Origin of the sequence: Agilicoccus flavus, assembly GCF_014857905.1 — a bacterium.
Lineage (GTDB): Bacteria > Actinomycetota > Actinomycetes > Actinomycetales > Dermatophilaceae > Agilicoccus > Agilicoccus flavus.
In genome coordinates this window covers 345,402-351,908 of the sequence record NZ_JACYXE010000003.1, presented here as the reverse complement: position 1 = coordinate 351,908, position 6,507 = coordinate 345,402, and the positions used below count along the sequence as shown (strand labels likewise).

At 67.9% G+C, this 6,507-nt stretch carries 8 protein-coding genes; 5 read left to right on the top strand and 3 right to left on the bottom strand.

The window, feature by feature from the left end; translation table 11 throughout:
* A partial coding sequence (locus tag ICW24_RS07435) for a GNAT family N-acetyltransferase (RefSeq protein WP_226345072.1) occupies nt 1-467 on the top strand: 467 nt, incomplete at its 5' end.
* A 9-nt stretch (nt 468-476) separates the two neighbouring features.
* Here ICW24_RS07435 and ICW24_RS07430 read toward each other — a convergent pair.
* The 3 genes from ICW24_RS07430 to ICW24_RS07420 are packed head-to-tail and all read right to left on the bottom strand — an operon-like array spanning nt 477 to nt 3,328.
* The gene (locus tag ICW24_RS07430) at nt 477-1,937 is read right to left on the bottom strand and encodes a tyrosine-type recombinase/integrase (RefSeq protein WP_226345071.1); all 1,461 of its coding nucleotides are present in this window, start codon (nt 1,935-1,937) and stop codon (nt 477-479) included.
* Nucleotides 1,930-2,283: a helix-turn-helix domain-containing protein gene (locus ICW24_RS07425; RefSeq protein ID WP_226345070.1), complete on the bottom strand. Its 354-nt coding sequence runs from the start codon at nt 2,281-2,283 to the stop codon at nt 1,930-1,932. The genes ICW24_RS07430 and ICW24_RS07425 overlap by 8 nt, the downstream gene beginning before the upstream one ends.
* On the bottom strand, nt 2,276-3,328 hold the full coding sequence (locus ICW24_RS07420) for a tyrosine-type recombinase/integrase (RefSeq protein ID WP_226345069.1): 1,053 nt from the start codon (nt 3,326-3,328) through the stop codon (nt 2,276-2,278). Before ICW24_RS07420 ends, ICW24_RS07425 begins: the two co-directional genes overlap by 8 nt.
* 389 nt (nt 3,329-3,717) lie before the next feature.
* Between ICW24_RS07420 and ICW24_RS07415 the strand changes: the two genes are divergently transcribed.
* From ICW24_RS07415 to ICW24_RS07400, 4 genes are all read left to right on the top strand, one after another.
* A complete protein-coding gene (locus tag ICW24_RS07415) occupies nt 3,718-3,918 on the top strand; it encodes a hypothetical protein (protein WP_226345068.1) in 201 nt (66 codons plus the stop codon).
* Nucleotides 3,915-4,256, top strand: coding sequence for a type II toxin-antitoxin system PemK/MazF family toxin (locus tag ICW24_RS07410; RefSeq protein WP_307781310.1), 342 nt, complete (start codon nt 3,915-3,917; stop codon nt 4,254-4,256). Before ICW24_RS07415 ends, ICW24_RS07410 begins: the two co-directional genes overlap by 4 nt.
* A 153-nt stretch (nt 4,257-4,409) precedes the next feature.
* Nucleotides 4,410-5,549, top strand: coding sequence for a saccharopine dehydrogenase family protein (locus tag ICW24_RS07405; RefSeq protein WP_307781309.1), 1,140 nt, complete (start codon nt 4,410-4,412; stop codon nt 5,547-5,549).
* Nucleotides 5,550-5,678: 129 nt separating this feature from the next.
* Nucleotides 5,679-6,494 carry an NYN domain-containing protein gene (locus ICW24_RS07400; RefSeq protein WP_226345066.1) on the top strand — a complete coding sequence of 272 codons (816 nt, stop codon included), beginning with the start codon at nt 5,679-5,681 and terminating at the stop codon, nt 6,492-6,494.
* The last annotated feature ends 13 nt before the right edge of the window (nt 6,495-6,507 follow it).

Here is a 6,507-nt window from a genome sequence, read left to right as displayed (position 1 = left end):
CTTACGAGGTGCCTCTCGTGAGCGGTTGGGTGACGACGTCGCAATCGACATCTTCCCTGCTCAGGAGGGCACCTCGTTCTACGCCACGCTCACAGACCCCACCGCAGCCGGTGGATCAGGGCTTAGTGGCCGAGGCCGACGGGACCGTCGTCGGCATGGCGCGGTCAAGCGACCTTGGGAACGGCGTCCTGGCTTTGGACCAAGTGTCGGTGCACCCGGATCACGCGGGCAGCGGGGTCGGCCGTCGGCTGCTGGAAGCGACCGCTGCTCACGCACGTTCACTTGGCTACAACTCGATCACGGGGACGACCTTCAAGGACGTCCCGTTCAATGCCCCCTTCTACACGCGCCTCAATGCCTGCGAGGACCCGACACCTCACCCAGCGATGGTCCGTCGGCGTTTCGTCGAACACGAACTCGGCCTCGATGACTTCGGACCCCGAATCGTCATGCGCCTGTCACTGTGACTGACCGAGTCACGCCTGCCGGACGGCAGCGACGTACTGCGCGTACACCGATGCCGAGCCGATGGCGTGGCGCTCGATGGTGGACGGGTGGTAGCCCAGAGCGTCGGCGATGATCGGCACCGGGCCCAGCTTGGTCAGCTCGTGCAGGGTCCCGAGTCGAGCAGCCCGAGTGCTGAACACCTCCTTGAGCCTGCTTCGCAGGCTGGAGCCCTGGATATGGCTGCCGGGGGAGTGGCCGCGGAAGACCCAGTTGCTGTTCGGGTGGGACGCGGTCAGGTCGTTGCCGGGCGCGGCAGCGAGTTGGCGCATGGGCTCGTCCAAGGGGGAGGGGAGTGCGAACTCGGTCTTCCCGAGCCTGACCGTGACAACGTCGTCAATGACGGTGACGTCGTCCCAGGTCAGTCGGATGACGTCTTCGATGTGCTGGCCGAAGACGAGCACCAGGATGGCTGCAGCCCGGTCACGCACGGGGAGTTCATCGGTGTGCACCACGCGCTCGACGGCTGCGTCTTGCTCGGACTTGGACAGTTTCGGGCTGGTGCCGCGGCGGTGCGGAGCGATGGTGAGTTCGGGGTCGACGAGTCGGCACTTGGTCGCCCAGGGGATGAAGCGGTCGACGAATCTGCGGGTGCTCGGCCCGTCTGCCAGCCAGGCGTCGAGGTGCTCCTGCCGAAGCTCAGTGAGGGTGATGCCGTGATCGTGGAGCCAGTTCAGGAACTCGATCGCCACGGTGGTGTTCTGCTTCGATCGCAGGAACGTGCCTTGGGGCACGGTGTCCATCTGGTTCATGCGCCGTTGCAGGTGCCAGCGGATGTAGCGGCGTGCGACGTCGCGGTGCTCGTCGCTGCTCACGCGTTCAAGCGCACCGGTCGCCCATTGGTCGTAGCGGACTACGAGCTCGTCGCGCCGCGGCAGGGCGCCGTGCTCGACCAGCAGGCCTCGGATGTAGTTGCGTGTGCGGTCTGGTCCTGGCAGCTCGTCGAGCTTCTCGTGGGTGATTGTGGGCGCCACCGCGAGGTCCTTGAGGAAGGCCGACACGTGGCGTTGTCTGATCCAGGTCACGCCGCTGTTGGATCTCTTCATCGACTTCAAGGCCGCGGCTACTGGGACGAGTTCGGCGGCCGTCACACCGGTGTCAGGGTTGCTGAGCAGCTGGTCGACGAGGACAGCGAGCTCGCAGGACCAGCATCGGCTGCCGCGGTAGAGCTCGTCTTCGGCGCCGCAGGTCTTGCAGTCGATGTTGAGCTTGACGCCGGAGCACCTCCGGCATGAGGGATGTCCGTCGATTCGGCCGGGGAGGATGCCTTCGTGGCCGCAGTCGCAAGTGCCGCGCGTCCTCTTGGCTTGCTGGTAGCAGTATCGGCACACGCCTCCGTCTGGCCAGTTCGCGACGATCTGGTGATGCTCACCGCAGCGGCCGCAGGGGACCGGCCAACGGTCCGGGTCGCTCTTCTTGCGGGGTCTAGCCATCCTCGTCGTCCGGGACGATCCTGACCCGTCGCGCGATCGGGCTGCCCGGCTTCACACCGAGGTCCTCGGGTCGCTTCGGCGCGTCGGCCGTCTTCGCTGCACGCATCTCGACGTACGGCTCGAACAGGTGGTTGGGTTCGCAGTCGAGGATGTCACACAGCGCGGCGAACGTGCGCGCCGGGATGCGCTCTGGGGTTCCGGTGACGAGTCGGTAGACCTGACTCTCGGACAGGTTGATGCCGCGCGACTTGAGCAGCGGCATGAGCTCGGTGCTCTTCCAGAGGTTCCGCTGCGCCATCACGGTGCGCAGGTTCCAGTTGTAGCCGATGCGTCGTTGCTCAGCCATCGTGGTTCGCCTCCTCGGGGCGCGCGATGCGGCGGGCGATCATCTTCTGGATGGTCTTCTGCTTGAAGTCGTCACCGACCGACGTGTAGACGCCGGTGACCGATGCGTGGGAGTGGCCGGCCTGGGTCTGCACGAACGCTGGGTCGTAGCCGGCCTCGATCAGATGGGTGATGTAGGAGTGGCGCAGGCAGTGCAGTCCGAGCTCCTTGGGCAGGCCAACTGCGTCGCGTGCGGCAGCGAAGGCGTCCCCAAGGCTACCCAGCGTGATCCGATCGGCCCGTTCGCTGGGCCACAGTGCCGCCGAGCGGTCGGCAGTGGCGAACCGGTCCCGGCCACCTTCGTGGATCCAGAACCGCAGGAGGTCCACGACCCACTCGAACTCTGGAACCGTCAGCACGGTGCGGCGTCGGGGCCCGGATCCTGCGGTGCCTTTGGCCCATCGGATCGTGACAGCGCCGAACTCTTCGTACGCGGGCACGTGCGGGTTCGGGCCGAAGTCGTGCAGGTCGAGCATCGTCACCTCGCGGCGGCGCAGCCCGTAAGCATAACAGACCTTGAACGCGATCGAGTCCCGCAACGCTGGAAGCCAGCGCTTGCTTCCGGCGGCGTACTCGCGGTCGACGAGGTCGTCCTGATAGTCGAAGAGCTTCTGCAGCTCCATCTGCGTGAACGCTCGCCGCCCTGGCGGGATCGCGTCATCGGCCGTGTGGCGCGGGGTGTTCCATTCGAAGGCGATCTGCGCGGGGACATCACCAAAGGTCTGCTCGCAGAACTCGCCCCAGCCGTAGGTCGGCGACGAGACGTAGGCACAGAACATCGCGATCGCGTTGCTGTCCGACCGCAGCGTGGTGAGGCTGATCGGCTTCTCGCCCGAGCGTCGCTCGGCCATGAAGTCGTCCAGGTCGACGGGCCTCCACGTCCACGGGAACGTGCCGGCGTACTCCTGGAAACGGGACAGGAGGCGGCAGCGGCCCTCGATGGTCTGGGTGGTCAGTCCCCGGGCCAGCATCTGTGCTTTCCAGCCGTTGAGCATCGCCTCGAACACCCGTTCGTCGGCTCGGAAGAGGCCGACCTCGGCGTCTCGGAGGACACGAGGGACGAAGCCCGGAACACCTTGCATGAACGCACCTCAGTCGTGAAAACCTGCATCTAATGCAGGAAACCTACGGTGACCTGCGCGGATCCGGCAAGGTTCGGCGCGGAGCGTCGGAGGCCGTTGAGAAGCGATGTGCGGGTTGACCTGCAGAAACGTGGTCAGACTCGAGGAACGGGAGTAGTCGCATCTACTTCTACTCCCGTTGCCTGAACGCCGATAATCGAAATTATGTCACTTCGCGTTCGGATCGTCCGCGTCTCGCTCGACCTCCCCTGCACACGGGCCTCCCTCTGTGTCGTCGCGTCGAACATTTGTTGAACAAGGCCTAGGCTGGAGCCGTGACCACATCGATCGGCTTCCGGCCCACCGCCGACGACGAACGCATCCTGCGCGAGGCAGCCCTGCCCGGCGAGAGCACCTCGGACATTTTGCGCCGGGCGTTGCGGCTCTTGGACCACGACCGGTGGCTGACCCAATTCCGCACGGACGCCGACGATCTCGCGGATGAGGATCTCCACGGTGAGCCGGACGCCTGGTGATCCGTGGCGCCGTCTACCGGATCGATCTTGGCCGGCCACGAGGGCATGAGCAGGGAGGACGGCGACTCGGGCTCGTGGTCTCGCCGTCGGAGTCGCCCCTCTCCGTCGTCACGGTGATCCCCACGTCCACGTCGGCCGGATCCTCGATCCACCGGCCCGAGGTGGAGATCGAGGGACGCATGACCCGCCTTCTGGTCGACAAGGTCCGCTCGATCGACATCCGCTACGTCGTCGGCGACCCGGTCGACTATCTCACCCGAGATCAACTCGTCGACGCCGACGTGGCGCTTGCCCACTACCTCGGCGTTCACGACGCCGCACCGCCACGGCGTTCATAGCAACCGACAGCGGAGCCTGCCGCCGCTCCCATGCCGGCGGTCACCCGCGCTGGCGTCCGGCCCGCATCCGAGAAAGGTTGGCACCCATGGCAGAGGACAGACAGAGATCTGCAGCCGAGCTCACCGGAGCGTGCCGATCGCCGGTTCGACATCGTGCTGTTCGGGGCCACCGGATTCACCGGCGGGCTGACCGCCGAGTACCTGGCCCGAGCCATGCCGCCGGATGGCCGCTGGGCGTTGGCCGGCCGCAACCAGGCCAAACTCACGGCGGTGCGGGACCGGCTCACGGCCGTCGACGCCACGCTGGGCGACCTCGAACTGCTCACCGCCGACGTCACTGATCCGGATTCGCTGCGCGCCGTCGCCGAACGGACGCGCGTCGTCATCACGACCGTCGGGCCCTATCTGCAGTACGGCGAACCGCTCGTGGCGGCCTGCGCCGAAGCCGGCACGGACTACGTCGACCTCACGGGCGAACCGGAGTTCGTGGACCGCATGTATCTCGCGCACCACGACCGCGCGGTCGCCACCGGCGCGCGGATCGTGCACGCCTGCGGGTTCGACTCCGTCCCCCATGACCTCGGAGTGCTGTTCACCGTCGAGCAGCTGCCGGACGACGTGCCACTCGAGGTCCGCGGCGTCGTGCACACCAACGCGCGGTTCTCCTCCGGCACGCTGCAATCGGCGCTCGGCCAGCTCGCCCGCCTGCGCGACCTCGCCGCCGCCGCCCGCGACCGCAAGCGCGCCGAGAGAGCGCAGCCGGGCAAGCGGGCGCGCATCAAGGGCGCGCCCGGTCGCGATCCCTACCTCGGCCTCTGGCTGCTGCCCTTCCCCGGCATCGACGCCCAGATCGTCACGCGGTCAGCCCGGATGCGCCCCGAGTACGGCCCGGACTTCACTTACGGTCACTACGCCGGATTCCAGTGGCTTCCCTCCGCGGCCGCGACCGCACTCGGCGCCGGCGCGATGATCGCCGCCGCCCAGGTGTCGCCGCTGCGCCGACGCCTCGACGCGCTCGTCCCGGCCGGTGACGGCCCCTCGGCGCAGCGCCGCGCGGACACCTGGTTCACGGTCGATGTCCTCGGTGAAGGTGGGGGTCAGCGGGTGCGCACCCAGGTCGGCGGCGGCGACCCCGGCTACGACGAGACCGCCAAGATGCTCGCCGAGTCGGCGCTCTCCCTCGTCTTCGACGACAATCTCCGCACGGCGGGCCAGGTCACCACGGCCACCGCGATGGGCGACAATCTCATCCGTCGGCTGCGCGCGGCGGGGATCACCTTCACACGACTGTAGGTCTGGGCCCACCGAAGGGGTGCGATGTCCGCCTCTGCCTGCGGACTCCCGCCGCTCGGGCGCGATGCTGGTCCGCGCCGGCTCTGGGTCGGCCCATGATCCCGCGGATGAGGCGCATAGGGTCGGTCCGTGGATACCGATGCCAGCAGCTTCACCCGGATCGCCGTGCTCATCGACTGCGACAACGTGTCGGCAAAGCACGCCGGGGACGTGCTCGAGGAGTTGGCCAAGTACGGCACGCCGACCGTCAAGCGCGCCTACGGCGATTGGACGACGACCCAGCTCACGGGCTGGAAGGCCGAGCTGCACCGGCACGCGATCCAGCCGGTGCAGCAGTTCGCCTACACCGTCGGCAAGAACTCGACGGACTCGGCGCTCATCATCGACGCCATGGACCTGCTGTGGCAGGGCAACGTCGAGGCCTTCGCGCTCGTCTCCTCCGACTCCGACTTCACCCGCCTGGCGACCCGGCTGCGCGAGTCCGGCAAGCGCGTCTACGGACTCGGGCGGCGCAAGACCCCCGAGTCGCTGCGCCGGGCGGTGGACCAGTTCATCTTCCTCGAGGTGCTCGCCCAGGCCGACGAGGGCGAGGAGGCCGGAGCCGAGCAGGTGGCCCACTCCCCCGCCGGCGACCCGGCACCCACGGGGGCTGCCGTGGCCATGGAGGCGAAAGAGGCTCCGACGATGAACCTGCAGAGCGCGCTGACGAAGGCGATCAACGCGACCTCGGGTGACGACGGCTGGGCCACGCTCGGGGTCGTCGGCCAGCACCTCGGCCGCGCGCACGCGGACTTCGACCCCCGCGACTTCGGGCACCAGAAGCTCAGCTCCCTCGTCGACGAGCAGCCCTACCTCGAGACCCGCACCCTCGGGTCGCGCAGCCAGGTGCGCCTGCGCTCGCGGCGCGTCACCAAGGCCGCGACGAAGAAGGCCGCGGCCCGCTGAGGTGGACTCGGAC